A 24837-nucleotide genomic window follows, 5' to 3' on the forward strand; every position below is an offset into this window, starting at 1 on the left:
TTCTAGCTAAAGCATCGTTCATACATGGATTGCATTCCCTCTCTACACCTTGTAGACGATAGAGTCGGCTTCAAAATTATTATATAATTGTAATATAGACCAATTCTTGTATGTACAACAATAACAAGCAAACCCAATTACGTTTCTTTGAGGGTGATTAGAATGAGCTTTATGGATGCTTGGGAGAAAATAATAGCGGAGCAGGAGGAAGAACGTAACCAGCTCCGAATCAATCAAATCACCGTACAGGTAGACTATAAGAAAAAGAGCAAACACAACGTTCATCAAAAGAAAAAAGTCATCGAATATGGCTTTGTAGAACGCGATTTGGATGATGAGAATTTATATGGAAGGTTTGAACTCTATTTCGCCGATCGCGACACTCTACTCCAACAACATCGGTTTGGAAATGAAACTGCTTTTGGTGAGCTTACAAATGAACATGCAGTTGCAACGGCAATCTTCACTTATTTAGCGGAGTACTATTCTTATATTTTAGAGGAATCTCCCTTCGCTATCAGCTATAACCCTATTGCAGAAGCTTGGATTATCGAAGGAACTCTTCCTCCGGGAAGTCTTGGCGGGGTCATTTACATTGCCCTTGCAAAAGAAAATGGACAGCTTCTTTTGATGTTTGGAACGAGATAAATGACAAAAGAAGTGATAAAATGGTACTAGCTTTTATACATATATAATAGTTGTGACTTATACCTAGAGGGGATGCCCCAAGACATCTCCGTGCTTTTGGGACATCCCCTATCTAAACGCCTGTACCTTCTTGATGATATACAAATACATTATTCTTTCCTGAGTTTTTAGCTTTGAATAATTCTTTATCAGCGTAATTAATCATTTGCTCTAAGGTATATTTCTTTGTATTTAGGTTGGCTCCCCCTATACTTACGGTAATAGGAATAGGTATCCCTAGAACTGATGTTATAACTGCCTTCTCCACATTTTTTCGGATAATCTCTGCTTTTTGAATACATTGCTTCAACGTTTCATCGGGAATTCCCACCATAAACTCTTCTCCGCCATATCTGCCTACCCTATCCTTTTCTCCTATACTAGCTTGAATCAGTTCTGCCACGCGCTCTAGCGCCCTATCACCTTCTTGGTGACCGTAAGCATCATTTATTCTCTTAAAATTATCCACATCAATCATCAGGATACATAGTGTTCTATTTGCGTTCTTGCTTTCTTTAAGTTGCTCGTACATTTGGGTAGTTTCTTTAAATAACTCTTTTCGGTTAAAGACTTTGGTTAACATATCATACTTAGATGCAAATTCAACTTCCGTATATAGTCTAGCATTCTCTAACCCAATCCCTAGATAATTAGATAGGGTCTTTAATGTACTCAAGTCTTTTAAGTTAAAAGCGTTTTTCTTGTAAGCTTGCGTACTTATCACCCCTATTACCTTATCTTTCATAATAATAGGTACAAATATAAGGGAATAAGGTATTGTCTCTATTACATACTCCTTTTTCTTCCTTACCTTATCTAAGTATTCCTTAAAATCCTCAAAATAGCGGCTATATTCCTTTTCGATATCCTTGATAAAGATATCCTGCTTGTGCTTGACACTATATGCCCAAAAGCTGTCTTCTACTATAGACATAGGCCCTATGACCAACCGTTGTCCCTTTTCGATAGACAACTCATTGTTAAGGACCCCTTCCTCTTCGTTATAAATGCCAATTTGAATAATATCCGCTTGGATCAAATCCTGTATTTCTTTGGCAACAATATAAAAGATACTTTCCTTGTCCAAGTTAGATAGGATATTCTGACCCACACCATTTAATGCTTCAGCTTGATTATAGAGAAACTTGTAGATTTTCCCCTCTTCTTCTTCTCTTTTTCGATTCAGCATTTCCATACTCTCAGCACTGCGAATAGCCTGCATTTGTTTTTCTAATTCCATATGTTTTTCTAAATACGTATAGGCTTGTTCATAATTGCCCTGTCCTTTAAAACCTTTGCTCATGTTCAAATACACTTTATTCAAATTCCTTATAGAATTGGCCTTTTCTATCTCTTCTTCTACTTGTTGCAGCTTATCAACAGTCTCCTTATATCGACCTTGTACCAAATCTAGCTCTGCCCAGTACAATAGTGCATCTTGAAGATACAGTTGCGCTCCTCCCGCCTTCGCCATTTCTACACTCTTGACGAAGTATTCTTCTGCTGTAACGTAGCACCCTTTAGTTGCGTAAATATGAGCCATTTCTTTTAACACATTGGGCACCATTTTGGGAGTGTATTCTTCTGCTAACTCAAGCGCCTTTGTTATATACACTATCGCCTGATCTAGATCGTCCAAATGGTTGCAACATTCAGCTTGATTAATGTAACAAGTCACTTTAAAAGCATTACTATAAACACGAGGTGTGTTTACAATCTGATCTAATAGCTCCTTCGCCTTTTCATACTCATCGATTTCCATATACAAAGCGGCCAGGTTTCCTTTGATTTGAGTTAGTCGTTCATAGTTACCCACTTTTTCTGCCAGTTCTATACCCTGCATACCATGCTCAATGGCTTTCGAAAGTTTTTGTTGTACCGAATAACCACTTACGAATGCACTGCTAGTCGCCAATTGGCCATCTATATTGTTATTTTCTTTAAAAATTTGATAAGCCTCTTCATAAAGGGTGATCGCAGTTTTAAAGTCTGTCGAATCAAAGTATAACCAACCTTTATTATAAAGAATCCATGGGTAAGCACAGGTCACCATATTATTTTCTCTTACAAATGTAGTAGCTGCTTCGTAGGCTTCTATTGCAACTTTAGGCTCAGTTTCTCTTATTTTTTCACATATTTTGATGATATAATTTTCATCATCCTTCAACTTGCCCAGTTCTTTGTTTAACTCCTCCAGCCACATTTCATTTTCACCTAGTTTCTCAATTGTAGCTTTTGTAAAAAAATTATTAATGTTGCAACCTGGCTATCCTCGTTATCACCTTAGATCCGTGGCTATCCAACTCTTTTATGAGCGAAGAAATTGACACTTCATTCACTCTATTATAATGAATAATTGGGAAGTGTTATAGTGTTTTACCTGTAGGGGAGAGCAACATTTTCATTGAGCGTTAATGGGGACTAGATTCCAACCTGTAAATATTTTAACTACTTCCCCATCCACTACTTACAAGCAATCTAGGACTACCTCCACCCAAAAATTCGCCATACTTATGATAAGAATTTCCGTACTGCATTTAAACGAAAAGTACAGTTTGACCATAATATACACATCAATATTCATAAATAAAGCCATTTCTGTTATAAAGCGAAACATCTATGTTGTAGATCTAAAAATCACTCTCCTGTTGCTTATTCCTTTTAGCTAGCGTTTGTATATTTCTATATGTAAAAAATGAAGCAATCCATTTTGACCCGTCTTCAAATGTAACGAAGGCCGTCGAAATAATCGGCGGCCTAGTTCGATGATTTAACTATCGTGCTACAAAATGCTCTCCCACGGAGTCATATTTATCCTGATTCACGGCATCGTCAAGCCACTTCATCAGCTTAACCCCGTGTGAAGGCAGCCCTTAGTATGGATGGAGGTTTTTATGGTCCGCCGGTTTCGGTCAAAGGATTCGGGATGCCCTTCTTAGCTCGGCACATATATTAAATGCCTTTAATCCACGTTAAGCGGTTTAAAGGCATTTTTGCGTTATCTTATCATTTCATGGCTCCTTGTGCGATAGGAGCTCTGTCTATTATTTGTATAACACCTTATCTACATTGTACTTAGCCTTGTATTCGTTAATAATGTACGTCTCGTATATTTCTCTATGGACGGGATCCTCGACCAAACAAACCTCGATCTTGGTCACTTCCTCCCGATTCTCTTTGATGACCGACACTGTATCCTCGAAATGTTTCTTGATCCGAGGTCTTAGCTTCCGCGCCTTGCCGACGAATAGGAGTTCATCCTTATCATTGTAGAACATAAAGATCCCCGCTTTGTCTCTAGGAATCAGAATGAAATCCGTAAACCCGTATATATGGCTTAATTTAGGGGCCATTTGTTTGTAAATCGTGACATCCGGTGTTGGAATCGTTATTTGTATCATGAACATTCACTCTCTCTTCTGTGTCATTGTTATTTCTGGTTCGCCTCATGTTCTCGAGTCTAGGTTATATTCTATCTATTATGGACATACCTGTCTATTCCGTGCAGGAAGTTCGATGGTAAGGTACTTAGTTTCAAGGAAAAAAAGGCTCTGGGCTTATCACGCTATGTAGCAGTTACCCCCAAATATTTCGCCCTACTTATGATACGGTTCTCCGTATCGCTCTAACGGCGAAATTTCTTATTTATTAGTAAGTAATCATTATTAAAATAATTACAAGACATAATTTCATGCTTTATATTAATTATTCAGCCCATTTGTAAGCAACTATATCCGATTATCTCTTATTACTTTAGAAGTTAAAACTCAGTCTTGATTTACATAAAGATTCTTAATATATTTTTACAACAATCATTGAAAACCACAGTATTTATTTACAATAAAAAACCCCAAAATGAGGGCACCTTTTGAAATGTCCTCATTTGGAGGTATAGAAGTTATTGGGTTTTTCTCCAAGCAGAGTTAGGACCATCCAAATGAGGCACTCGCTCAATTAGCCCCTCATCTCTCAACTTATAGAATACATTCTTCATCGTATTCTCTGATCTGATACCAGTTAATTCCCTTGCTTGCCTATTCTGAATCATATCATTCTTATCTAAAAACTCTAGTACTGTTTGTTCAGGACTAGCTAAAGATGTATGTGGGATAATTACACGAACAAAATTTTCCTCTTCCATTATTTGCGGACTTTTTAGTCTCCACTCTTTCATCTTTTGAAATGCAGTATTTAAACCTTCTCCCATATCTTTGTTCGGTGCTTTATTATATCTGTTTAAGGTTCTTACTATTTTGGTGTTTCTTGAAAATCGAGAGTCCAGTATGTTTTCAACAGTTATGTAACCTGGGAGTCTTCCTGGACTAAGTACCTCTATTCGATCATTAAATAATTTTATTTGTACATCATCCGAAATTGAATAATCTCGATGAATTATTGCATTTGCAATAATTTCATGTACAGCCTCTGGTGGATAATTTACTGATTTCAATCCATCCACAGTCCAAATTTGGATTCCTGACATTATTTCTGCAACCTTCGCTACTGAATCATAGATTAAGTTGTATAGTGGTCCTTCTAGTGTATATGAATCTTTGAGATGATCTCTTTCTGGATTATCATCCCTTGTTTCATAACGAGCTATCTTAACAGCACACTTCCTTGGTAAGTTAGCCGAAGGATTATCACTAAATAGCAGAATCCCTGCAACTCTTGGATAAAAATCTTTTATATTTGTCAAATTTTCATTTACTACATAATCTAACGAATCAGATTTAGTGGGAATTTGTTCAAGAAAGTATTTTATGGCATTTGACTCTACTACTTTTTCTAGTTGAGTTGATTTAACCAACTCATCCTCATAGGAAGATGTTCCTTTTGCAAACGCGAGTTCTTGAATTTTTGATGGATCCTTAACCTGCATGGAGGATGCATTCGACCGAACATAAACACAATCATCAGAAGTTTTGTGGACTTGATTTCCTTTTTCAATTGTTAAAATTAATACCAATCCGTTCAATTTGACACACTTTAAAAAATTATACTTGAAGTTGATAGATGGAGATAAATTTATTAGGCTTTGAATAATACCATTAAAATCCTCCATATCACTTGCTCCATTCCAGCGTTTAAGAGCATCTTGCTCATCTGAATCATCCACAATACCAATAACAAGCTCCCCTCCATCTGAATTTGCAAATGCAACAGCATGTTTTTCTAACTTTCTCGGTTGAATTTCCAATGCTTTTTTATCATAAAAGTATCCCTCCTGCTTTTCACAATAAGCTATAGCTTCCTCGATAGAAATTTCCTTTGTTTTCATAAGCACTCCACCTTTAGCATCAAATAATATATTTACTCAATCAATAAAAAAAATAAAATTACCCATATACCGTATTTCAACATGAAAAGTGATGGGTAACATTCCCAATTCCCATGCTAGTTCCTCAACCCAATTTTTTCTCCGTTACTTATAATACGGTTCAGGTCATTGGAATTAAGGCAACTCATGTGAAAGAAGCTTTCTTCAAAGATACCTCACTCATGATAAGTTGCCTTAATAAGTTCCCCCTTATCAATAGTATGATCATAAGTATAGAGATGATCTTGATTGTTTTGGCATCTGCCAAAACGTCTTTTGGACTTCGAGTTCGGGTATCTATCAATATAGACTTTTCCATTACAAATTGGACAAATTCCATATTTTCTTACTGTATATACTTCTCCCTCATCCTCCTCCAAAACTACCGCCCCTTCCTTAACAACAATTCCTTTATCACGTAAGCTCTTGTAACTCTCAAAAGAACTGTAACTATAGTAGACTGATCCTACCGTTAGCATAAGGAATAGCGATATTACTGGTGAAGTCATAAAGTATTGTTGTATCGTAATGATACCTGATACTACAGAAATTACTGCGGAGATTTCAAACTTCTTTTTATACCCTTTTACACCACCTAAAACTCTTTGGTCGTAACGATCTGCATACTCAACCTCCCTTTTACTACTTTGAATATGCTTATTGATATATATTTTTTGCTGTGCACTGTTGCTCCCACCAATATTGATATTGTGATCTCCGAAATTTGCAATATTCATACTGAAGTCCTTATTACCCAAATGTTTAGAGCAATATGGGCACCATGTGAATTCATCTTTAACTTCTTTACCACATCCATCGCAGTTCATCATAAGGCCCTCTGTTGTTTTCTATAATATTTTTTAAGTCAACAAGCAATACACGATAGAACTACATAATATGCATAGATTTTTTCTCTGTATTCATTCTTTCAACTCTCGTCTCCATCTGACGAATACTAACTTTCGAATGCTCTCAGCAGTTCCATGAAAATATCACTTAAAATTTTCTAAAACATTTCAGACTTATCCATATTCTTGAACTCCGATATCCCTCATATATCCACTTATTATATCACATTATGGAAAATTATAGACGAATGCCCCGATTTTACTCATAAGAAAAAACCCGAAAACCAAAGGTCATAGAGCCGCGAAATCACACTATTCCAAGCCTTCTCAACAATTACACATGTTCCCATTTACATTATTTTTCGCCCTACTTATGATAAGGCTCCCCCCGATTTATCTTCACTGCCCGATAGATCTGTTCCACGAGCACAAGCCGCATCAGCTGGTGCGGCAGGGTCATGCGGCCGAAGCTGAGCTTCGACTGTGCGCGGCTCAGAACGGCTGGCGACAGCCCAACGGAACCGCCAATGACGAATACCACATGGCTCGTTCCATAGGTGCTGAGCTTGTCCAGATGCTCGGCCAGCTCCTCGCTAGACCAGAGCTTGCCGTCGATCGCTAAAGCCACGACATGCGCACCTGGCTTAATATGGGGCAGGATTCGCTCGCCCTCCCGCTCCTGCACCTGAAGCAGCTCCGCATCACTCATATTCTCGGGTGCCTTCTCATCCGGCACTTCAATCACTTGAAACTTCACAAAAGGAGCAAGCCGCTTGCTGTACTCCGCAATCCCCTGTACCAAATATTTTTCTTTTAATTTTCCTACGCCAACTATTTGTATAAACATTTATAGACCTCAATTCATTCATATTGCGGATTCCTTTGATCCCTATGACCACGTTATGAAGCAATATCCGCAGGCAGCCATCTTATCTTTCATCTATCTCATTATTATACGCAATACTGTACTTGCTAAGCTATGTGGTGCTGCGCTTTCATACTGCTTCAAATGCATAATAAAAAAGCCTTGCCCACACTAGAGGAATCATCTACCATCCTCTCGAGCAGCCAAAGCTCTCTTCATTCTCCTACATCTCCGTCGCATTCGATGGCAGCTTCCTTACACGCTCCAAATAACCGGTTACTTTTCGATCATCTTCTATCGGATACTCGAATCCCAGCTTATCCGCCACAAACAGCGCCGTTTCCCGGAATAGCCCACACATGGTGAACAACGCATTCCATACGCCATCATAAGTGCCATTCGGATAAGTAGCCATAAGCTTATTCCAAGCTTCGTCGGTCATATAGGTTTTCAGATATTTCCCACATTTCCCTACACTTAAGGAAAAGTCCGTTTCAATACCAACCTTCCAGCTCAGCATCTTCATCAGCATCGGACGAACGATCGAATGGAGATGCTCCTGTGCAAACAGTATTTCTTGACGCCATAAGCCCTTAGCCACATATGTACATACCCACCAGAATTCATTGCAGCAATCTGCGAAAATTGCAGCGGATGGCCGCTTTACCCAATAATCCTCATCCGTTGGAGGCGGAATTTCCGGCAAGGCCTGATCCTTATCCATCAGGATGACCGTAAGCTTATCGTCTTGAAGATATGTTTCCTTCTCCTCGATTGGAATCAGGATCATATCGATTCGATTGCCATCCTCGAACAGCATCAAGTACGAGAACCAGCGGCCGAGATCAGGCGGAAACATCGACATCGCTTCTGGCATCTGCATGATCAGCCGTTCCCCAAACACATCGATCCAGTGCGGATCCTGAATAAATGATTCCATATCCGTAACCAAGTACACGATATCATAGTCCTGAAACATATCCCTCGGCACATTCGGATTCGTTCGGGAGCCATTCATTCCGACAGCACGAACACGCTCGTCTTCTCTTGCAACGCGAAGCACCAGTTCCATCATCTCTTGCTTGCTTCTCATCCTTCCAACCTCCCCATGAATTCGAATCATTTGATAGATACTCTTTCAACATACACTAGAAGTGCCTTGTTTTTCAAAAGGAGGTGCGAGAACGAAGACAAAAGTAAGCCAATCTTACATGACCAATGGTCAATTAAAAAGCAAGAACCTATCCTTACGTTCTATCATAATCAGCTGTCTGACCGGTCTGATCTGTTTTTTATCCAAAGCTAACTATGTGCCTCTGCCTCATCTCCTTTTCACGTGACCCTATCCTCAACATTCCGAACATAAAACCATACATAAAAAAGCCCGTCCCATCACTCCAGTCCATAAGCAAGTGAATCTCCATCTTAACTAGAAGAAACTCCCTCACTATGAAAAGGAATAATGAAACGAGCTGCCAACCCTCATAAACCTATTCTAGGCTCTACACGTTCAATTTACTGATCGTAAGCCATAATTCATTATCATGTCTTCAACGCTCAATCAAACCATTGTCCAACCCATCGCCACAAATCACCGACGATCGGAATCAGGCCAAATCCGCTCTTTCCTATGGCGACAAGTCCAAGCACATACTCCCCAATGCTTACAATCCCTAGCGCCCATTGTCCAATTGCCACTGCCCCAATCGCCTTTGTTCCGATCGCTACGGCTCCAGCTGCCCAGTTGGCAATCGCAACCGCTCCTAGCGCAATCTCTCCCGCAATAGCGACTGCGCCTGCGGCTAAACCAGGACCTCCCGCAACAGCACCCAATGCAAGCCAGAGTCCAAAGGAGATGGCTCCAATGGAAATCAATCCGATACTAATCGCTCCCCCAGCGATTAACCCGATTGCAATATCGCCAAAGGCAATCAATCCAACGGCAACCTTCGGCTTCACAAGCCCCCGCTGTCTCGAATATCCCTTGTTGCTTCTTATACTGACAATAGGGAAGCCTTGCGCAGGCCACTGATAATCAATATCCTCTTGATCAGCCAATCGACCATCCCCAAAGTGCCGAGTGGCAAATTGAATGATTCGCTGCACCACGTTCATATTTATCTCCTCCACGATCCGTTTCCTAGCTCCCTTTATTGTACGTGCCTAGGCCTGTCCTTTACCTCCTCCTCTGAACGAATGTTATCTACATCTAGAGACCGATCTTTGTGAATTACCCATCATCAAGGAGCCGCTATCCACATGTGCATAACTTTATTTTTCACCATCCTATTAGATATCCACAAAAAAAGACTTCGACAAAGAAAAACAAGACTGCGGAACTTATCCACAGCCTTGTTCGTTCTACTCTGATTCACTTATACAACGAGGAATTGCGCTTCTTCTTGGCAATCCTTCATGCAGCACTTGATCGGACGCTCCCAATCGCTGAACTGCTGCTCATCGAGATTCACCACATCCGGCGCATCCTCATATTCATCTACAAACTTATCAATCGCAAGCTCAATATGTTCTTTGCATACTACGTACATGACGTTCCCTCTTTCTCATGCCCTTCTTGCTGTTATTGCATCGACTATACGTTTACTGTACCTGATGCGCGGATTTCCATCAAGTCCTTGACCGCCTTACTTCATTTATGCTCCATTACGACTCCGGCTTATCCGTTAAGGTAACCGATGAGGTCATTCTCTTCCCATCACGATAAAAGACAACCTCCATCGTCTCCCCAACCTTCTTCTCTTCGTACAAATACTTGCGAAGATCTAAAGTCGATGTCACATCGGTATCGTCCAGACGGACAATGACATCATTCAACTTAAGTCCGCCTGCCTCCGCAGGTCCCGTTGCCTCCAGAACAATCACCCCATGCTTAACGGTGGATGGCAGCTCTAGATCCTCACGCTGCTCATCGGTAATAGGAGCATACGGATTATCCAGATCGATCGTGTATACGCCGAGATAAGGGCGAACGATCTTGCCATGCTCCATAATCTGATCGACGATGGACATCACTTCATTGGTAGGAATCGCAAAGCCCAGCCCTTCAACACCCGTCGTCGCCACCTTCATCGTGTTGATGCCAATGACACGACCGCTTAAGTCTACAAGCGCACCGCCGCTGTTCCCTTCATTAATCGCAGCATCGGTCTGAATAACGAGCTGCTCCCAATCATATACGCCGTCCTGATTGAGGGATACGGGGATTTTACGGTTGGTGTAGCTGATGATGCCTGCTGTGAGGGAATCACCAAAGCCAAGTGGGTTGCCAATCGCGATAACAGTCTCTCCGCGCCGAAGCTTAGAGGAGTCGCCTATTTCCGCCACTTCCGTAATACCGGCACCATCCATGCGAAGCACAGCTATGTCGGTAATCTTATCTTTTCCCACAAGCTCGGCATTCTTCCGTGAACCATTGGCTAACACAATCTCAAGCAGATCCGCACCTTGAACCACATGCTCGTTGGTAATCACGTAAGCCTTTCCGTCCTCTTGCTTAAAAATAATGCCTGACCCAAGAGCTGCCTCCTCTGGGGTAGCCAATTTATCTGATGCATCCTTCTGTTTGTTCACGATACTAACGACCGTTGGGCTCACCTTGTCTGCTGCCTCGACAATTCGCTCATACGGATCGCCTGCAGCCTGTACGGACTCGCCCGACTCTGTCCATGGCAGAACAATGGCCAATGTAAGCAGAGAACTCAGCACTGCCGTTGCCGCTGCCACCAATACAATCGTCATTCCCCGTGACGATGAGAAGGGAAGCTTCCACCTCTGCCATTTGCGCCGCGGGACCTTTGCTTTGTTCAACCATTCCCGCTTATGCCGCTTCGGTACCTTAGGGGAGTAAAAATCATCCTCAAACAGACTCACCCGCTCCATCTCCTCTCAGCCCAGCAGAACGCCTAAGGTTCGGATCTTGTCATTTGACGTAAAAGATCCACCGTGCGCCATCTCATGCTGTAATGCCACTCTATCTCATCGCAAGCCTTTCATGACTTGGCGAAATCTATTTTTCTTCAATCGGAATGCAATATTGCCCATAGGATATACTAAATAATAATGCATATGTTGCTACTTGGACAGTCATGAACAGTCATAGATTTGAAATCTTTCACATATTCTATCATAAGAATGCTTAATAGAGTCCCATTTTCCTAGAATCAATGAGTAGAGGAGCTGTTAATGATGGAACGCATATCCCCAACTTGGGCTGAGATTGATTTAATTGGCAAGATTGCCGACCTGAAAAATGATCAATACCGCCTTACACTAGCCGTATCTACCCTAATGGAGCTTCTTGTTGAGAAGGGCGTCATTACGAAGGATGACATCTCCAGCAAAGCGTCTGAGCTCGATACCTTTATTCACTTAACGAATGAATTTTCGTCTTCTCCCGAACCGTATCCCATGGAGTAGGACGATCGTAATACGTATCACGAAGCTGAAGCTCCGTTTCCTTGAAGAAGTAGCCTCGATCCTCCATGGCGCCCTGCACGCTCATGCGAGCGAGGTCCACCTGATTATGCTCTCGGCTGAGATGAGCCAAGTAGACACGGCGGGTATTGCCGGTTGCCACGTCGCATAATGCATTACCCGCATCTTCATTGGATAAATGCCCAAGGTCGCCAAGGATCCGGCGCTTAATGTTCCATGGATAGCGCCCCATGCGAAGCATCTCGACATCATGATTCGATTCGAACACCATCACATTGGCATCCTGCAATTGGTCGCGCACTTTATCGCTGACATAGCCGAGGTCTGTTGCGACACTAAGCTTGGTGTCCCCTTCAAAGAAGTTATAGGCCACCGGCTCTGCAGCATCGTGGGATATGCCAAATGACTCTACTCGAAGGTCTCCAAAGTCCCTCGCCTCCCCTGTCTGCATCACAATGCGATGTTCCTCTGCTATATCACCAATATGCTTCTCAAGGGCTTCCCATGTCTTCTCATTTGCATAGATCGGAACCTGATGCTTTCTAGAGAAAGCACCAAGTCCTTTAATGTGATCGGAGTGCTCATGGGTGACCAGAATTCCATCGATCTGCGAACCTGACAGTCCTTGCTCCTCAAGCAATTGGTCGACTCGCTTGCAGCTTAAGCCGGCATCGATCATGAGGGTGGCATCCTCATTTTGAATCACCGTTGCGTTCCCCGTTGAACCGCTAGACAATACTGTAAATCGTAAACTCATGCTTCCTTCTCCTTCTCTCCCTGCACATGCTCCACCGAGCCGCTGATCGCATTGACATAATAGATGTCTCCGCTCTCCAGCATAATGCGCCATGTCGGTGATGCGACTTGCGTATCCGTATCGAACAGCTGACCGTGATAGCCAAGCTGAATATCCCGCACGATGGAACCGACCGGCAGATGATTCATAATAACGCTCCCCAAAGCCTGTGAAGCTGTGATAATCTTCTGATCCTCAAGCTCCCTCGATTCCTCTGCTTCCACGTATTGCTGCATGTATGCCGTAATCTTCTGATTCTCATAATACAGCTTCAGCTTGACTTCGAACAGGGGAAGCCCATTCGTTAATTGCTGATGAAGAACGAATACCCCATCCTCCGTAATCGCCATATCATGGCGATATTGCTCCAGATGATTAATCTCATCACCCAATGCATCGATAAAGTCCCGTTGGGACATATAGATATACTTGCTGTCCTCTGCTTCCTTAAGAGGAACGATCGCCTGCTGATTCTCAATCACCTTGTACGAAATGTCTCGGAGAGATGGCGTCTCCGATGGAATCTTAGCCATAATCTCGATCTTCTTCGCTTCCTTCATCTGCTTTGCGTCCTCAGACAGCGACGTCCAGTCCAACTGTGTCGTCAAACGATCCTGGACATCCTGCCACAGCTGATAGCCAAGCACGACATTAAGAAGCAAGAAGGCATAGATCAATACGCTCTTCGCCCGACTCCAATCCATCCAACACCATCCTCCCTTCTATTCCTGCTCATGGGTTGTGCCTAGCTCCTGATCCTGCTTATCCTCGGCATACAGCCTCAGCAGTTCTGACGTTCCGTCACGATAGGAGATCTGCCATACCGGAACGAGCTCAATTTTATCTTTTTTCAAAATAGGCTTATAGGCAGGGTCCAGTTCAACAATATCTGCAATCCGGTTCATTTCTTTTAATGTATTGATCAGAAGATCACCGCCTGCCAGCTGACGAAGCTCCTTATCAATCCCGTGCGAATCAAGCTGAACAAGTGAACGTTCAAAGTTCGTCACCATGCCCTGCTGCATCGTCACCTGCAAATAGCCGAATTGGAATTGGTTCGTGCTCACAATCGGGTACGAGCCCCAATACTGCTGGAAAATGAGCGTGTTCTGCTGATTGATCGTGCTGCCGATATCCGATATAAGGCTGCGGTTATCCAAAATCTCCGCTAGACGGTAGCTGCCGTTCCAGCCTCCACGCTGGTTCATAAAGCTGACGGCTGTCGCCACATCACTCGTCGGATCATTGCGGCCTTCACCCGGTGCAGTTGCATCCGAATAGGTCACCCAGCGCTGATCGCTATGGATCTGCAAGCCCCGCTTCCCGTCCGTATAGATCTTAGACCCATCCGTCTCCTGAATGATCTTCGTTAAGGTCGGGTCAAAGAACAAGCTGCTCTGCATCTGCTCAGGTGTATACAGGGTGTACGGCAGCGTGACGTTCACCATCTCATAGGGGTCGATCGGTACATAGAATGTATCGTTTACCAACTTGTACCGATACCAGGAACGTCCAAACTCCACATGCTGTCTTACGTCCTGCACCGTTAAGTCTGCGCCTGTCGACTCGTACACGTTATCTCCATCCGCTGTAAAGAAAAATACACGCGCTTCATTCGTTTCATCAGCGGCAAAGATCCAGATGCGCGAGATGCTCTCCGATTCAAAGGACGCACTCTCCTGGATCGGAAGAACCTTCTTTAACAGCTTCACTGGAATGGCCGTATTGTAGCGAAGCTCAATCCCTTCCCGCTCCTCACGTATCTTCTTCCAATCCATGGTGTGAACGGGCTTTGCCTGGAAGCCATCGTAGGAACGCCCTTCGAGTCGCTTCATCACGATGTTGAAGAAGGTCATGTTCGGATACATGACAGCATGCTCGTTATTGCCTAGATGAAGAATAAGCTGCTCGGGATAGACCAGATTCTCCACCTTCTCATCCGGTCCGGAAGGATTCGGCTTCAAGTACTCGCTTGAGGACCGCTCGACTGCATCAAATTTCGGCATGTTATAGGACAGAAAGAAGCTCTGAATCAAGCTTAAGGCGACAAGAAACGTCAGTACCCATGATTTTATACGCTCCATCATGCGCCAGCTTCACTTCCTTCCTGTGCAGTCTCTTCTCCAAGCAAGCCCTCTCCCCTAGCCGGAAGAGTAAAGGTCACACTCGTGCCTTCATTGAGCTCAGAGTCCATGACAATGCTGCCGCCATGGGCGAGAACCATTTCCCGGGCAATCGATAGACCGAGTCCCGTGCCGCCCATATTTCTTGAGCGGCCCTTATCGACACGATAGAATCGCTCGAAGATTCGCTCCAGATCCTTCTTCGGAATGCCGATACCGGTATCCTGAACGGTAATCGACACGAAGTGATGATCCTCCGTCAGCGCAGCGGTCAGCATTACACGGCCGCCCTCGCTGGTATATTTCAGGGCGTTGGACACCAAATTATCCAGCACCTGATCGATCTGATCCCGATCCATCAGTGCTTGTCCAACCCCTTCTTCCACATTGACATCCACCTTAATCTGCTTGCTCTGCATCTGGAAAGAGAAGCGGTCTACCACCTCATCCAGCAGCTCCGATACATCGATTGGCTTCATGCGAAGCTTGGCTTGCTTGGAATCTAGCCTGGAGAGGTGAAGCAGATCCGTAACGAGCCGAATCATGCGCTCCGTCTCATTGCGGATAACACCGACGAAGCGTCCGGCAAGCTGCTGCTCCTCAAGCGCTCCATCCTCGAGCGCCTCTGCATAGCTCTTAATTGTCGTAAGCGGCGTGCGGAGCTCATGGGATACATTCGCCACGAATTCCCGGCGAGACTGATCCAGCTTCTCCTGCTCCGTCACGTCCTGAAGGACGACGATCGTCCCTGTAATGCCTTCACCCCGGCGATGAATCGGGGTGAAGGTGACGCGCAGAATCGTCTCATGCGGCTCCGAGTCGCCCTCCGTATAGTGGAACGGAAGCAGCATCCAGTTTATCTTGTCCTGCATCCGCTCCTCCAGCTTCCAAGGCTCGACGCCAAGCAGATCCGCCATCTGCTTGTTCTCGCAATCCTGTGCCCGCTTGCCAAGCATTACGCTCGCCCGGCGGTTAATGAGGATAACGCGTCCATTCTCGTCTGCCGCGATAACACCGTCACTCATATTGGTGACGACTGAAGCAAGCTTCTCCTTTTCCTCCTCATTAACGCTAAGCGCCTCCTGCAAGCGCCTTGTCATGTCATTGAACGCTTCGCTCAGCTGGCCGATCTCATCATTGCCGAGCACAGGCACCTGGCCTTCGAAGTTCCCTTCGGCTACTCTCGTTGCCTGTCTCGTAATATTCTTGATCGGCTGGGTAATAGTGTGGGCAAGAATCACGCCCAGCAATGCCGTAAGTCCTAATGCAATGACCATCCCGGACAGGAAGATTTTATTGATGTCCTCAATGGTCGTATACAGATCCTTCATGGACGCGACGACATATATCGCTCCAACGATCTTGGTACCGGACGATATCGGCTTCGCAAGCACCTTTTTCCGTACATTTTCCTCGTCAATAATGACCTCTTCATTGTCTCGAATGCCTTGAAGCGCCCGGTTCACGACCATCTCGGTATTCTTGCGCCCAATATAATCCGAATGGGCTTGAACGGAAGTGATCAGCACCTTGCCTGTCGCATCCAAGATCTGAATCTCGACCCCATTCATGTTGAACAAGTTGCGAACGATCGCTTCCAAGTCTTCCAGCGAGCCTTCACTATCAATCTCTTCTTCACCCTTTAGCTTCTGCTCGGCATATGTTAATACAAAGTTTGCCGTCATCTGCAAGTCATTGGTGAAATTATTCGTCAAGGTATGCTTCATCGTGCTGACGAAGTATACCCCAATTAGCTGCATGGCGATTAAAATAAGCAGCACATAGATAATAATGAGCTTCGCTTGGATCGTGCGCAGAAAACGGTTGATCCAGGCTGTCATCATAGCCCTCCGCTTTTTGGATTCATCATGAGATATCCAAGTCCTCGGCGGGTAATAATATATTCAGGCTTGCTCGGATCATCCTCGATCTTCTCGCGAAGTCGGCGGATCGTAACGTCTACGGTCCGAACGTCGCCAAAGTACTCGTATCCCCATACCGCTTGAAGCAAATGCTCGCGAGTCATCACCTTGCCGCTATGGCGCACAAGATAATGCAGCAGCTCGAACTCGCGGTGGGTGAGATCAAGCGCCTCGCCATTTTTATATACGATATACATGTCTGTATCAATTAGCAGCTCATGCAGGCGTATGCCCTGCTTCTCTGGCGCTGAAGCCTCTTCCTCGCTCGTTGAAGCATGCTTCTGCTGGCGGCGCAAATGCGCCTTTACTCTTGCCAGCAGCTCTCTTGTACTGAAAGGCTTCGTGACGTAATCATCCGCTCCCATCTCAAGCCCCAGCACCTTGTCGAGCTCCGTATCCTTCGCGGTCAGCATAATAATCGGCATATGGAGATGCTGACGCACCTCACGACATACATCCATGCCGTCCTTCACTGGAAGCATCAGATCAAGCAGCATCAGATCCGGCTTCTCCTTAAGGGCAAGCTCCACCGCTGCGCCGCCGTCAAAGGCGCAAATCACTTCATAGCCTTCTTTTTCAAGATTGAATTTTAAAATATCTGCAATTGGTTGTTCATCGTCTACGACCAATATTTTGCCGAACATGAACTTCACCTCACTAAAGTTTCCATATATCTCTCTATTTTATCATACTTGTCTCGATATCCTGATAGTAAACGTTGGACACCTTCGCTGTCCAATCTTATCAACGGCCATACTCCTGCCATCTTTTTCGCCTATACTGCTTATATCTCTTCTATGATTGGATAACGTCACAATAAACCAAGTAAGCACAAAAAGAAGAACACAAAAAAGCAGGGGCTTTTGTTTCCCCTGCTCCATAAACGTTTATAAATATTTAAGTGGGTTCTGAATTACATCGTCTTTATGAATCTCAAAGTGAAGATGCGTTCCTGTAGAATCGCCGGTATTGCCCATCACTGCGATGGCCTGACCCTTTTCCACAATATCGCCGACATTCACGTCGATGGAATTCAAATGGCCATACAGCGTCTTGTAGCCGTTGCGATGATTAATAATGATCGTATTGCCATAGCCGTTTTTCACGCCGGCAAAGACTACGACGCCATCATCAGCAGCCATAATCGTCCGATCGGAGGAAACAAGGTCAATCCCTTTGTGCATCCGTCCCCAGCGCTCGCCAAAGCCGCTTGTCAGAGTCGCACCGCTCACAGGATAAGCAAAGGAGCCGGTACCTTCACCATTAACGACCTTTGTGCCTTGAATGACGATCTTCGACACTGCAGGTGTAATCACCTCTTGATCGATCCATTCTTCCTTCGTGAGATTGCCGTTATCCTTCGTAAGCTTGTACGTCATGCGCTTCATGCCCTGTTTGCCTTCGCGAACGACCTTCACTTCACCAGAACGCATGGAATCGTCATAGCGAATTTCCTTTTGCGGCTCTGTCACGAGAAACTCTGTATAAGTCTCAACCGTCTTCACGGTAAGAAGCGGCTTGCTCTCGGTTAGATTAAGCTTCTGCCCAATTTGCAGATACTGCTCCTGCACATCAGGATTATTCTTATAAATCGTCTCCATCGCTACGTTGTGCTCTTTCGCGATGGAATACACCGTATCACCCTTCTGGACGGTATATTCGAAGATCTTCTCCTTGCCCTTCGTCAGCATTTGCATCGCTTCTTCTTCCGTTAATACCTTGTTCGGATCGGTATCCTTCTCCGTCATGGCGACACGTTCACGCAGTGATACGGACTCTACTCGAGACATCACCTTGGTTGCGTTATTAGATCGAGTATTAGCCGACAGCGTCTTTACTTCTTTTCCTTTTTTCGTATCCGGATTATACAACTCCTGAACCTGCAAAAGCAGCTTGTCCGCGGTATCTTGGTCTTTTACAACTCCAACCACCAGATCATTAACCTTAAGCTCAACACCTTCAGCATAAGCAGGAATCATCGTCTCGAGCTTCTTCAGCGTCTCTTCGGTCTCTGGTACTTCCTTGAACTTAGCTGCATCCACCGTACGGATGACAGACGTATCAATCTTCATATGAACATTCGGGTATTTTTCATTCATGGCTTGAAGGCGCACTTCATAAAGCTTATTCAAGTCCTCTTGGCTGGAGACCGTACCAATCAACTGATCTCCTTTATATACTTCGAGATATTCTACGGTATTGGCATGTACATAAGCGTTACCGCCCCAAGCAGCCGCGGTAATGATGACGACTCCGCCAACGCTCATGAGAATCTGCTTGCGGGACTGCCGCACCCAGTGCATCGCCGATGCAGTGGCAGCCTTGCTACGCCAAGCAGAGAGCAGCTTATTCCAACGGTTGGAAGGCTGCGAATTCTTACCTTCTTCCTGAAGGTGCTCATCGGAACGTTCCATGTTTCTTCTCCTTTACCTATTACACTTCATTTGTGCATAAATATAATGATATCGATACATGTACAATGTTTGATTTATTAATATTTTGTTACCTTTTTTACTCTATCATAAGTCGTTTCTTCGATGCAACTATCACCCATTCGTGGAGATTCGACATATTAACGAACAATATTCTCCTTTTCCCTCCTTCATTATGCCCATAAACCTTTCCAATCACTAAAAAAATCCCTCCGATGTCATTCACTATCATGGAAGACAGCGATGACCATCAAAAAGGATTTTTATATGTAGGAGGTTCTACAAATGTTGCCGACAGCACAACAAATGAAGGACCATATGCAATGGATTGTATGAACATGCCCTCGATGATCGAAGAATCATTCTTAGGGCAGCTTTACGAAAAACGATTGAACTCTGAATCTTATTCATCACAAAGAGGTTGCGTTATCCCAGTCCAATTCCTTATAAAGCAGGGCTATACCCAGTTTAACCTTTTAGGGTAGTCTCGCTTTTCCCAAGAGTCCTTCTATCTTATGGCTCTGTCAGTTAGAGGGAGGTGTATCGGTTGAGACCGAAGAGTCCGTGCGATTCTCACTGAAATCAGGTGATGGTGTTTCATTGGAATCCGCTTCTCCTGAGTTGGTTCCAGCGTTTCGTTCTGTAGAGTCTGCCCCTCCTTCACCAATAGGAGTTCCCGCACCAGTCTCACCTGTACCGCTCGATCCCGTCAGCATATCTCGCATTTGCTTGTATTCCTCATCATTAAGATGCTTCGCTAAGATCTGCTCCACTTCTGTCAGCTCGCTTGATGTCAGCCCGTCCTCCATCAAGGTGGAGATGCGCTGCCAATCCTCCTGCGGCAGCTTTTTCATCAAGGCGCTAAAGATTTCATTCTTTTTATCCTGAGGAAGCTGGTCCTTATTCTTCGTCCATTCCTCTGGTGTCATGACAAGTTCATCATTTGAAGAGCCTTGTGCTGCTTGTTCATCTTCAGTCACGTTGCCCCATACCGGAAGTGAACCATCCTCGCCATCATCGGATGCCTCAACCTTGCCGCTGTTCTCCGTGCCTTTGTCAGGGGATAAAGAATCTGTGTTAGTCTTCGATGATTGGCCGCTGGGAGACTTGCCCTTTCCTGTGCCTAGCAGCGTGCTCCATAGATTCATAGCGGTGAGCGGTTCTCTCTCAATCGGAATATGAAATTGATCTAGTGCGCTTTGAATATATCGATCGACTACGATCGCAGTCGTTCCCATCGTCAGCATACTAGAAATGACAGCCGTGACCGATATGATCGCAACCGTCCTGCACATTTGGATTAACCATTTCATGCGGGTATGTCCCTCCTCTTGCCTGCGTATTTCACCCATCCATTCTATTTCCCATTATTGCCCGTTCTGCGAGATTCATGCACCGTCATAGAGTTCGTGATGCGCGCTATTAGAGCATCATAATACTGGAACACCACAGGCATCATTGACAGATGAATAGGGAGGGAGACCACATGATCGGAAGTTATCCTAAGAAAAGACTCATGCACTAGAAGTAAATCAATAAGATAGACAAAAAAAGCGCCCCATCTCTTAAAGAGATCAGACGCTTCCTTTTCATCTAAATATAAATAAGTTCAAAATTCCACAAAATCAACCGGCCTGCGGGTCATGCGCTCGTTCATAGCTTACGAACTTATTGAAGTTTTTCAAGAACACAAGCTCAACCGTGCCAACCGGACCATTACGCTGCTTCGCGATAATAATCTCAATGATGTTCTTCTTCTCGGATTCCTTATCGTAGTAGTCATCCCGGTAAAGGAAGGCTACGATATCGGCATCCTGCTCGATCGAACCGGATTCCCGAAGGTCAGACATCATCGGGCGCTTGTCTTGACGCTGCTCTACCCCCCGGCTTAGCTGGGACAGGGCAATAACAGGAACCTCAAGCTCACGCGCAATCTGCTTCAGCGTACGAGAAATCTCCGAGACCTCCTGCTGACGGCTCTCTCCAGCCTTGCCGCGTCCATGAATGAGCTGCAAGTAATCGATGAGAATCATGCCGAGGCCACGTTCCTTTTTCAAGCGGCGGCACTTCGCACGGATATCCGCCACCGTAACGCCTGGCGTATCATCGATATAGATCTCCGCTTCCGATAAGGAAGCGATGGACATCGTTAGCTTCTCCCAATCGTCATCCTCAAGGGAGCCTGTACGAAGCCTTGTCGCATCTACATTGGACTCTGCACAAATCATACGCTGAACAAGCTGCGCAGCACTCATCTCAAGACTAAAGATCGCAACCGTTTCTTTCGCGCGAACGCCAACATTCTGTGCGATGTTGAGGGCGAACGCCGTCTTACCAACGGAAGGACGGGCTGCAACAATGATAAGGTCGCTTCGCTGGAAGCCGGCGGTCATCTTATCAAGATCATGGAAGCCAGATGGAATCCCTGTCGTTCCGCCTTGATTCTCGTTGAGATGCTCCACCTTTTCATATACTTCCATCAAGACATCTTTAATCGCAATAAAGCCGCTTGATGAACGTTGGTTGGAGATCTCAAGAATTTTTCGCTCCGCATCGCTTAGTAGGGCACCGACATCATCGTCACCCGCATAGCTTTCCGTTACGATCTGAGTCGCAGTGCGGATCAGGCGTCGGAGCATGGATTTCTCTTCAATGATTTGAGCGTAGTAATCCACGTTTGCGGCCGTAGGCACCGCATTCGCAAGTCTTGCGAGGTAAGAGACACCGCCAACCTCATCCAGCAGCTTCTTATCCTGAAGATGAGACGTCAGCGTAATCAGGTCAATCGGTTGATTCTCCTCATTAAGCTCAATCATCGCCTCGAAGATATGCTGATGGCCAGGAAGATAGAAGTCCTCGACCTGAACCCGCTCCATCGCCGTAATCAGTGCTTCCGATTGCAGCAGAATCGCACCGAGAACGGCCTGCTCGGCTTCTTGGTTCTGAGGGGGAATACGATCGACAAATGCCTCGTTCATCTTACTCCTCCGTTACATGAACCTTCAGTGTACCGCGCACGTCAGGATGAAGCTTTACTTCTACATTTGTATAGCCAAGCGAGCGAATCGGCTCATTCAGCTCGATCTTGCGCTTGTCGATCTTCATGCCGATCTTCGCAAGTGCTTCTGCGATCTGCTTCGATGTCACGGCACCGAACAATCTGCCGCCTTCGCCAGCCTTCGTCTTCACTTCCACTGTTGTTTCGCCTAGCTTAGCTGCGAGCTTTTCAGCATCAAGCTTCTCTTGCTCTTTCTTCTTCTCTTCCGACTTCTTCTGCTGCTCCAAAGTCTTCATATTGCCCTCTGTAGCCGGGCGAGCAAGACCATTTTTAATCAAAAAGTTATTTCCATATCCTTCGGATACTTCTTTTATTTGTCCTTTTTTTCCTTGTCCTTTAACATCCTGCAAAAAGATGACTTTCATTCGAATAACCCCTCTTCTGCATCTATTTCGGCAAGCACCTGCTTCAGCTTCGTCTCCGCCTCTTCCAATGTCGTTGGAAGCTGTACGGCGGCATTCGTCAAATGACCGCCTCCACCGAGGCGCTCCATAATGACTTGAACATTGATCTGTCCTAGTGAGCGGGCGCTAATCCCGATATTTCCGTCTGGTCGCTCACTAATCACGAACGAAGCCAGCACGCCTGTCATATTTAACAGCGTATCAGCTACCTGAGCAATGAGCAACTGTGAAAATTTACGTCCTGGCTCCGTCACGGCTATGGCAATGTGGTCATACACCATTTCTGTATGTCTTATGACCTCTGCCTTCTGTATATACTCCTCCAGATCTTCCTTAAGCATCTTCTGAACGATCGCAGGGTCTGCGCCGTGACGACGCAGGAAGCTTGCTGCATCGAACGTTCTAGAGCCCGTACGTAGCGTAAAGTGCTTCGTATCAACGGTTATCCCTGCAAGCATGCAGGTCGATTCCAGAACGCTTAGCTGTGTACGCGTATGAATATACTGCAGGAGCTCTGTTACAAGCTCGCATGCAGATGAAGCATATGGCTCTAGATAAACGAGCACCGCGTCCGAAATGAATTCCTCGCCTCGGCGATGGTGATCGATAATAACCTTGCGATTACTCGCCTGCAGGAGGCGTGGCTCTTCAACAAGCGAAGCCTTGTGCGTATCCACAACGACCACCAGGCTGTCCTCAGTCACCATCTCAAGCGCCTCGTTGCGGCTAATAAATCGTGACCAAAGCAGTTCATCCTTCTTCAGCATCGCCACCAGGCGATCAATGGATGGATTGCTCTCCTCCAGTACGATATAAGCCTCTACTTCAAGCAGCCGGCACGCATGCAGCACGCCGATGGCAGCTCCGACGCTGTCTGTATCAGGCGTGCGGTGACCCATAATGAATACCGCGTCACTTTGCTGTATAAAGTTGCGCAGGGCATGGGCAATGACGCGCGCGCGAACTCGCGTGCGTTTTTCCACCGCATTCGATTTGCCTCCATAGAAGGACAATCGCTGCCCTACTCGAACGGCCACCTGGTCACCGCCGCGTCCAAGCGCGATATCTAAGCTTGCCTGCGAGAGCTGACCAAGCTCCATGACCGAGTCGGCTTCAGCGGCAAATCCCATACTAAGCGTCACCGGAAGCTTATTATCCATCGTCATCTCCCGGATCTCATCCAAGATGACAAATCGGTCCTGTTCCAGCTTGCGAAGCGTTTCCGCATGCATCACCATGAATTGGCGCTCAGAAGATAGGCGCTTCATTAAGATTCCATTCTCGCTCGCCCATACGGTTAAGTGCGAAGTCGCCTTCGCAAGCAGCGCAGCTCTCTGCTGATCATCAAGCCCCTGCATCGACTCCTCAAGGTTGTCGAGAACGACGATGCCTACCGCGAGCCTTTCATCTTCATAACGCTGCTTCACAGAAACCATCTCCGTGACGTCCATGAAGATGATCAGTCTTTCTTCATAATCCAGGTTAGCTTGAATGGTACGCTCTCCAAAAGAAAGCTGGATGGATTCCGGACGATCCTTGCCTGCTGCGAGTAATGAAGGAAAAAGTGCATTGACCTTCTCGCCCAGCAATCGTTCCTGACCAAGCAGCTCCATTAAATACTGATTGTGCCATTCGACCTTCCCCTGGTCGCTATACAGCAGAATCCCATAGGGGAGATCAAGCAAAGCCTCTTCTCCTGCCCGCTTCACCCGAAGGCCAAGCGTGGTCAGGTATGATTCGAGCTCCTTGCGAAAGTTGCGCTCCGCTGACAGAGCAATCCCAATCAGCACAATGAGCGCAACGACACCAAGCAAGCCTAACATCCAATTGTAGAAGGATAGCACGATGGTAAGCAGCAATATGGCAACAAGCATCCACATCGTGTGCTTGGCATACCATCGATGAAACCATGATTTTGGCATAGATC

At 45.3% G+C, this 24837-nt stretch carries 21 protein-coding genes; 2 read left to right on the plus strand and 19 right to left on the minus strand.

Features of this window, described 5'->3' with window-relative positions; genetic code table 11:
- Positions 1-162: 162 nt before the first annotated feature.
- A complete protein-coding gene (locus I2H74_RS11020; protein ID WP_195573986.1) occupies positions 163-648 on the plus strand; it encodes an NTF2 fold immunity protein in 486 nt (161 codons plus the stop codon).
- 112 nt (positions 649-760) lie between these two features.
- Here the strand turns inward: I2H74_RS11020 and I2H74_RS11025 are convergent, their stop codons facing one another.
- From I2H74_RS11025 to I2H74_RS11065, 9 genes are all read right to left on the minus strand, one after another.
- Positions 761-2890, minus strand: coding sequence for a diguanylate cyclase (locus I2H74_RS11025; RefSeq protein ID WP_195573987.1), 2130 nt, complete (start codon positions 2888-2890; stop codon positions 761-763).
- An 841-nt stretch (positions 2891-3731) separates the two neighbouring features.
- A complete protein-coding gene (locus I2H74_RS11030; protein WP_195573988.1) occupies positions 3732-4088 on the minus strand; it encodes a nucleotide excision repair endonuclease in 357 nt (118 codons plus the stop codon).
- A 497-nt stretch (positions 4089-4585) separates the two neighbouring features.
- A complete protein-coding gene (locus I2H74_RS11035) occupies positions 4586-5968 on the minus strand; it encodes an ATP-binding protein (RefSeq protein ID WP_195573989.1) in 1383 nt (460 codons plus the stop codon).
- 215 nt (positions 5969-6183) lie between these two features.
- Positions 6184-6837 carry a hypothetical protein gene (locus tag I2H74_RS11040; RefSeq protein WP_195573990.1) on the minus strand — a complete coding sequence of 218 codons (654 nt, stop codon included), beginning with the start codon at positions 6835-6837 and terminating at the stop codon, positions 6184-6186.
- A gap of 385 nt (positions 6838-7222) precedes the next feature.
- The gene (gene rlmH, locus I2H74_RS11045; protein WP_195573991.1) at positions 7223-7702 is read right to left on the minus strand and encodes a 23S rRNA (pseudouridine(1915)-N(3))-methyltransferase RlmH; all 480 of its coding nucleotides are present in this window, start codon (positions 7700-7702) and stop codon (positions 7223-7225) included.
- Between the two features lie 241 nt (positions 7703-7943).
- On the minus strand, positions 7944-8813 hold the full coding sequence (locus tag I2H74_RS11050) for an aminoglycoside 6-adenylyltransferase (protein WP_195573992.1): 870 nt from the start codon (positions 8811-8813) through the stop codon (positions 7944-7946).
- 464 nt (positions 8814-9277) lie between these two features.
- Positions 9278-9835 (minus strand): hypothetical protein, encoded by a 558-nt coding sequence (locus tag I2H74_RS11055; RefSeq protein WP_229106555.1) that lies wholly within the window; start codon positions 9833-9835, stop codon positions 9278-9280.
- A 260-nt stretch (positions 9836-10095) separates the two neighbouring features.
- Positions 10096-10269, minus strand: a complete 174-nt coding sequence (locus I2H74_RS11060; RefSeq protein ID WP_195573993.1) for a CxxH/CxxC protein — start codon at positions 10267-10269, stop codon at positions 10096-10098.
- Between the two features lie 115 nt (positions 10270-10384).
- Positions 10385-11611 (minus strand): S1C family serine protease, encoded by a 1227-nt coding sequence (locus I2H74_RS11065; RefSeq protein ID WP_324254049.1) that lies wholly within the window; start codon positions 11609-11611, stop codon positions 10385-10387.
- Between the two features lie 315 nt (positions 11612-11926).
- On the opposite strand from I2H74_RS11065, the gene I2H74_RS11070 reads away from it, so the two are divergent.
- A complete protein-coding gene (locus I2H74_RS11070; RefSeq protein WP_195574089.1) occupies positions 11927-12157 on the plus strand; it encodes a hypothetical protein in 231 nt (76 codons plus the stop codon).
- On the opposite strand, the gene I2H74_RS11075 is transcribed toward I2H74_RS11070, so the two are convergent.
- The 10 genes from I2H74_RS11075 to I2H74_RS11120 all read right to left on the minus strand — a co-directional run bounded on the left by I2H74_RS11075 (position 12102) and on the right by I2H74_RS11120 (position 24832).
- A complete protein-coding gene (locus tag I2H74_RS11075) occupies positions 12102-12932 on the minus strand; it encodes an MBL fold metallo-hydrolase (RefSeq protein WP_195573995.1) in 831 nt (276 codons plus the stop codon). The genes I2H74_RS11070 and I2H74_RS11075 overlap by 56 nt on opposite strands.
- Positions 12929-13675, minus strand: coding sequence for a two-component system regulatory protein YycI (gene yycI / locus I2H74_RS11080; protein WP_195573996.1), 747 nt, complete (start codon positions 13673-13675; stop codon positions 12929-12931). Before yycI ends, I2H74_RS11075 begins: the two co-directional genes overlap by 4 nt.
- Before the next feature lie 18 nt (positions 13676-13693).
- Entirely contained in the window at positions 13694-15058 is a 1365-nt protein-coding gene (locus tag I2H74_RS11085) for a YycH family regulatory protein (RefSeq protein ID WP_195573997.1), read from the minus strand.
- Positions 15055-16935, minus strand: a complete 1881-nt coding sequence (gene walK / locus I2H74_RS11090; RefSeq protein ID WP_195574090.1) for a cell wall metabolism sensor histidine kinase WalK — start codon at positions 16933-16935, stop codon at positions 15055-15057. Before walK ends, I2H74_RS11085 begins: the two co-directional genes overlap by 4 nt.
- Positions 16935-17660, minus strand: a complete 726-nt coding sequence (yycF, locus tag I2H74_RS11095; RefSeq protein ID WP_195573998.1) for a response regulator YycF — start codon at positions 17658-17660, stop codon at positions 16935-16937. The genes walK and yycF overlap by 1 nt, the downstream gene beginning before the upstream one ends.
- 243 nt (positions 17661-17903) lie before the next feature.
- On the minus strand, positions 17904-19430 hold the full coding sequence (locus I2H74_RS11100) for a peptidoglycan DD-metalloendopeptidase family protein (protein ID WP_195573999.1): 1527 nt from the start codon (positions 19428-19430) through the stop codon (positions 17904-17906).
- A 542-nt stretch (positions 19431-19972) separates the two neighbouring features.
- Complete coding sequence (locus tag I2H74_RS11105; protein WP_195574000.1) at positions 19973-20761, minus strand: spore coat protein; 789 nt, start codon at positions 20759-20761, stop codon at positions 19973-19975.
- Between the two features lie 312 nt (positions 20762-21073).
- The gene (gene dnaB / locus I2H74_RS11110) at positions 21074-22426 is read right to left on the minus strand and encodes a replicative DNA helicase (RefSeq protein WP_195574001.1); all 1353 of its coding nucleotides are present in this window, start codon (positions 22424-22426) and stop codon (positions 21074-21076) included.
- A gap of 1 nt (position 22427) precedes the next feature.
- Positions 22428-22871 (minus strand): 50S ribosomal protein L9, encoded by a 444-nt coding sequence (gene rplI, locus I2H74_RS11115; RefSeq protein WP_195574002.1) that lies wholly within the window; start codon positions 22869-22871, stop codon positions 22428-22430.
- On the minus strand, positions 22868-24832 hold the full coding sequence (locus tag I2H74_RS11120) for a DHH family phosphoesterase (protein ID WP_195574003.1): 1965 nt from the start codon (positions 24830-24832) through the stop codon (positions 22868-22870). The genes rplI and I2H74_RS11120 overlap by 4 nt, the downstream gene beginning before the upstream one ends.
- Positions 24833-24837: the final 5 nt, after the last annotated feature.

Source organism: Paenibacillus sp. 1001270B_150601_E10, from assembly GCF_015558675.1.
Lineage (GTDB): Bacteria > Bacillota > Bacilli > Paenibacillales > Paenibacillaceae > Paenibacillus_B.

Coding starts and splice junctions, on each gene's coding strand:
- I2H74_RS11055 (WP_229106555.1), bottom strand. CDS start 9,835: ATGAACGTGGTGCAGCGAATCATTCAATTTGCCACTCGGCACTTTGGG.
- I2H74_RS11035 (WP_195573989.1), bottom strand. CDS start 5,968: ATGAAAACAAAGGAAATTTCTATCGAGGAAGCTATAGCTTATTGTGAA.
- I2H74_RS11100 (WP_195573999.1), bottom strand. CDS start 19,430: ATGGAACGTTCCGATGAGCACCTTCAGGAAGAAGGTAAGAATTCGCAG.
- I2H74_RS11070 (WP_195574089.1), top strand. CDS start 11,927: ATGGAACGCATATCCCCAACTTGGGCTGAGATTGATTTAATTGGCAAG.
- I2H74_RS11085 (WP_195573997.1), bottom strand. CDS start 15,058: ATGATGGAGCGTATAAAATCATGGGTACTGACGTTTCTTGTCGCCTTA.
- yycI (WP_195573996.1), bottom strand. CDS start 13,675: ATGGATTGGAGTCGGGCGAAGAGCGTATTGATCTATGCCTTCTTGCTT.
- rplI (WP_195574002.1), bottom strand. CDS start 22,871: ATGAAAGTCATCTTTTTGCAGGATGTTAAAGGACAAGGAAAAAAAGGA.
- dnaB (WP_195574001.1), bottom strand. CDS start 22,426: ATGAACGAGGCATTTGTCGATCGTATTCCCCCTCAGAACCAAGAAGCC.
- I2H74_RS11040 (WP_195573990.1), bottom strand. CDS start 6,837: ATGATGAACTGCGATGGATGTGGTAAAGAAGTTAAAGATGAATTCACA.
- I2H74_RS11120 (WP_195574003.1), bottom strand. CDS start 24,832: ATGCCAAAATCATGGTTTCATCGATGGTATGCCAAGCACACGATGTGG.
- yycF (WP_195573998.1), bottom strand. CDS start 17,660: ATGTTCGGCAAAATATTGGTCGTAGACGATGAACAACCAATTGCAGAT.
- rlmH (WP_195573991.1), bottom strand. CDS start 7,702: ATGTTTATACAAATAGTTGGCGTAGGAAAATTAAAAGAAAAATATTTG.
- walK (WP_195574090.1), bottom strand. CDS start 16,935: ATGACAGCCTGGATCAACCGTTTTCTGCGCACGATCCAAGCGAAGCTC.
- I2H74_RS11075 (WP_195573995.1), bottom strand. CDS start 12,932: ATGAGTTTACGATTTACAGTATTGTCTAGCGGTTCAACGGGGAACGCA.
- I2H74_RS11060 (WP_195573993.1), bottom strand. CDS start 10,269: ATGTACGTAGTATGCAAAGAACATATTGAGCTTGCGATTGATAAGTTT.
- I2H74_RS11105 (WP_195574000.1), bottom strand. CDS start 20,761: ATGAAATGGTTAATCCAAATGTGCAGGACGGTTGCGATCATATCGGTC.
- I2H74_RS11020 (WP_195573986.1), top strand. CDS start 163: ATGAGCTTTATGGATGCTTGGGAGAAAATAATAGCGGAGCAGGAGGAA.
- I2H74_RS11050 (WP_195573992.1), bottom strand. CDS start 8,813: ATGAGAAGCAAGCAAGAGATGATGGAACTGGTGCTTCGCGTTGCAAGA.
- I2H74_RS11030 (WP_195573988.1), bottom strand. CDS start 4,088: ATGATACAAATAACGATTCCAACACCGGATGTCACGATTTACAAACAA.
- I2H74_RS11025 (WP_195573987.1), bottom strand. CDS start 2,890: ATGTGGCTGGAGGAGTTAAACAAAGAACTGGGCAAGTTGAAGGATGAT.